3 protein-coding genes are annotated in these 3,868 nt (G+C 71.6%); 2 read left to right on the top strand and 1 reads right to left on the bottom strand.

What is annotated here, in order from left to right:
- Window positions 1-254 precede the first annotated feature (254 nt).
- Window positions 255-1,619 (top strand): hypothetical protein, encoded by a 1,365-nt coding sequence (locus AB0I16_RS35675; protein ID WP_363253841.1) that lies wholly within the window; start codon window positions 255-257, stop codon window positions 1,617-1,619.
- Window positions 1,620-1,701: 82 nt separating this feature from the next.
- On the opposite strand, the gene AB0I16_RS35670 is transcribed toward AB0I16_RS35675, so the two are convergent.
- Window positions 1,702-2,313, bottom strand: coding sequence for a YceI family protein (locus AB0I16_RS35670; RefSeq protein WP_363253840.1), 612 nt, complete (start codon window positions 2,311-2,313; stop codon window positions 1,702-1,704).
- A gap of 539 nt (window positions 2,314-2,852) precedes the next feature.
- Here AB0I16_RS35670 and AB0I16_RS35665 point away from each other — a divergent pair.
- The coding region (locus AB0I16_RS35665) for a carboxyl transferase domain-containing protein (RefSeq protein WP_363253839.1) at window positions 2,853-3,868 on the top strand (1,016 nt) is incomplete at its 3' end.

The raw sequence follows: 3,868 nt of genomic DNA, 5'->3' as shown, positions 1-3,868 counted from the left end.
GTGGGGGAGTGCGTGCCAGACGCCCACGCCTGAAGGGCGCGGGGGGACCCCCATGCGGCGTTGCCGAAACGCCCACGTGGCTCCTCCCCCAGACCTGAAGGGTCTGGGGGGACCCCCATCGAGGACGCTCCGGCGCCTTGCGATCGCACGCACCAGACGCCGCACGCTGATCCGACCGGGGTTATGACACAGGCCCTCAGGAAAGGGAGGCCGACGCGCTCGCTGGGTTCCGCGCGAAGTATTACGTTCGAAGTATGAGGAATCGGACGAAGCGGGTCACTGTCGGCTTGTCCGGGCTGTTGCTCGCCCTGAGCGCCGCCTCCTTCACGGCGGCACCCGGGGCGACGGCGGCCACCAGCACCTCGGACGTCGCCGCCGCCTGGGAGGACGGGCCGGTGTACGTCGATCCGGCCGCCGCCGACCAGCTCACAGACGGCCAGGCGGACGCCCTGGCGGAGAAGATCGAGGACGCCGACAAGCCGGTCTTCGTCGCCGTGCTGCCGGAGGACTTCCCGCAGCAGGGCATCTTCTCCAGGCTGCGGGCGGAGACGGGCGTGACGGGCGTCTACGCGGTCCGGCTCGGCGACGGCTTCGACGCCAGGGCCGACCGTGTGGTCCTGCCGCGCAACGCCGTGTCCAACCTCGTCTCCTTCGTCCGCGGCCAGGACGCTCAGACCCAGCTCAACGACTTCGTCGACCAGGCGGTCAGGCAGGCGAGGGGCACCGCGCCGCGGTCCTGGGACGGCGGCTCCATGGAAGGGATCTCGCCGGGCGCGCTCGGCGGGGTCGGCGTGGTGATCGTGGCGGGCGGCGTCGGCGCCTACGCCGTGATCCGGCGCAAGAAGCGGCGCCACGAGGAGGCGCAGCGCGAGGCGCTGCACAGACTCACCGTCGTCGTCGACGAGGACATCACCGCGTTCGGCGAGGAACTCGACCGGCTCGACTTCCACCCCGCGGAGGCGGGCGCGGACGACGCGATGCGCGCCGACTACGGGCGCGCGCTCGACGCCTACGAGAAGGCCAAGTCCGCCATGGCCGCCGCACGGCGCCCCGAGGACGTGCGCGCGGTGACCGAGGCCCTGGAGGACGGCCGCTTCTCGCTGGCGCTGCTCGCCGCGCGCCGCGAGGGCCGCGAACTCCCCGAGCGCCGCGCTCCCTGCTTCTTCGACCCGCGCCACGGCCCCTCGGTCGAGGACGCCGTGTGGGCCCCGGCCGGCGGCGCGGAGCGCGAGGTCCCGGTCTGCGCGGCGGACGCGGCGCGGCTCGCGGACGGCAGGGACCCGATGGTGCGGACGGTGGCCACGGAGTACGGCGACCGGCGCCCCTACTGGGAGGCGGGCCCGGCCTACGGCCCCTGGGCGGGCGGCTACTTCGGCGGCGGCCTGCTCCCCGGCCTCCTGGTGGGCACCATGCTCGGCGGAATGATGGCGGGCCCGGCGTACGCGGCGGACTACGGCGCGGGCTACGGCGACTTCGGCGGCGGCTTCGGGGGCGGCGACTACTCGGGCGCGGACTTCGACCCGGGCGACTTCGGCGGCGACTTCGGAGGGGGCGGTGACTTCGGGGGCGGCGGTGACTTCGGAGGGGGCGGCGACTTCGGCGGAGGCGGGAACTTCTAGGCAGGCCGCCGGCCTCCCGGGCAGGCCGCCGACGGGGAGCGGGGTGCCGCGGCCGAGGCCATGGCACCCCGCCGGGCGGTGCTCACGCGCGGATGGCGCTGATGTCGAAGTTCAGCTTGATCTTGTCGGAGACGAGAACGCCACCGGTCTCCAGCGCGGCGTTCCACGTGAGGCCCCAGTCCGAGCGGAGGATCTCCGCCTTGCCCTCGAAGCCCACGCGCTCGTTGCCGAACGGGTCGGTGGCCGAGCCGTTGAACTCCAGGTCGATGGAGAGCGGCTTCGTCGTCCCGAGGATCGACAGGTCGCCGGTGACGCGGTAGTCGTCGCCGCCCAGCGCCCGTACCTCGGTGGACCGGAAGGTCATCTCGGGGAACTCGTCCGTCTTGAAGAAGTCCGCGCTCTTCAGGTGCCCGTCACGGTCGGCGTTGCCGGTGTCGATGCTGTCCATCCTGACGTCGATGGAGGCCGTCGAGCGGGACGGGTCGGAGCCGTCCAGGTGCAGCGTGCCGGTGACGTCGAGGAACGAGCCCTTGACGTTCGTGACCATGGCGTGGCGGGCGACGAACCCGAGCGTCGAGTGCGACGCGTCGATCGTGTAGTCACCGCTCAGCGCGGCCGACTCCGGGCTGACGGTGTCGGGCGCGGCCTGCGCGGTCGCGGTGGCGGTGTCGTTCTTGCGGCCGAAGAGACCCATGACGTGCTCCTTGGGGGGACGGGCTCCGCGGGGGGAGCTCCTGGTGGCTCGGGGTGGTGTCGAGAAGTTCTTGTTGAACCTTCAACGAGATCGAAGGTAGCGCGATTCTGTTCAACATTCAACCTTTCGGTCCGGGGCGCCGAGGGGAGGGGGCGGTTCTCGCTGCGGGGGACCTTCGGCGAGTGCGCGATCAGGACCGCGGGGGAGCTGGTGCGCGGCGAGGCGGTCCTGGAGACGGGGGCGACATCACGGGACGCCGCGCCTGAGGTGGCGCCTCGCGGGGCCCGCGCGGCCGTCACCGGGCGGCGGCAGTTGTCGGTCTCCGCCAATGCTGCCGGGGCGCAGGCTCCCCGGCACCGACAAGCCTGGCGGTGGCTGCCGCCGGGTCTCTTTGTGGGAAACCTACAGAGGGGGAGGGGTTGAGCAGTCACTTCTTCAGTGACCTCGCCCGCTTCTGTCCGGGGGTGCCAGGAAAACGGCCCGGAGACTGTACAGAGTCGACGGTCCGTTTCCTGGGGGGCGCTCCGTAAGGTCGCTACATGACCGTTTTGGATGAGACCGCCTCCTCCGGGGGCGAGCCCACCGACGCGCGTGGGCGCGTGGCCGAACTGCACGAGATCCGTGCGCAGGCGCTGCGCGGGCCCAGCGAGAAGGCGACCGAGGCGCAGCACGCCAAGGGCAAGCTGACCGCACGCGAGCGGATCGAGCTGCTCCTCGACCCGGGCTCCTTCAATGAGGTCGAGCAGTTGCGGCGGCACCGTGCCACGGGCTTCGGCCTGGAGGCGAAGAAGCCGTACACCGACGGTGTCATCACGGGCTGGGGCACGGTCGAGGGCCGTACGGTCTTCGTCTACGCGCACGACTTCCGGATCTTCGGCGGAGCCCTCGGTGAGGCGCACGCCACGAAGATCCACAAGATCATGGACATGGCCATCGCGGCCGGTGCCCCGCTGGTCTCGCTGAACGACGGCGCGGGAGCCCGTATCCAGGAGGGCGTCAGCGCGCTCGCCGGTTACGGCGGCATCTTCCAGCGCAACACCAAGGCGTCCGGTGTGATCCCGCAGATCAGCGTGATGCTGGGCCCGTGCGCGGGCGGCGCGGCGTACAGCCCGGCGCTGACGGACTTCGTGTTCATGGTCCGCGACACCTCGCAGATGTTCATCACGGGTCCGGACGTGGTCCGCGCGGTGACGGGCGAGGAGATCACGCAGAACGGCCTGGGCGGCGCCGACGTGCACGCCGAGACCTCCGGTGTCTGCCACTTCGCGTACGACGACGAGGAGACCTGCCTCGCCGAGGTGCGGTACCTCATCTCGATGCTGCCGTCCAACAACCGCGAGAACCCGCCCGCGCACGAGTCGGACGACCCGGCCGAGCGCCGCTCCGACGTCCTGCTCGACCTGGTCCCGGCCGACGGCAACCGCCCGTACGACATGACCAAGGTCATCGAGGAGATCGTCGACGACGGTGACTACCTGGAGGTCCACGAGCGCTGGGCGCGCAACATCATCTGCGCCCTGGCCCGCCTGGACGGCAAGGTCGTCGGCATCGTCGC

Source organism: Streptomyces sp. NPDC050703, assembly GCF_040654435.1.
GTDB lineage: Bacteria > Actinomycetota > Actinomycetes > Streptomycetales > Streptomycetaceae > Streptomyces.
The sequence above is the reverse complement of the archived record's forward strand: the minus strand, read 5'-3'. Positions and strand labels throughout refer to the sequence as shown.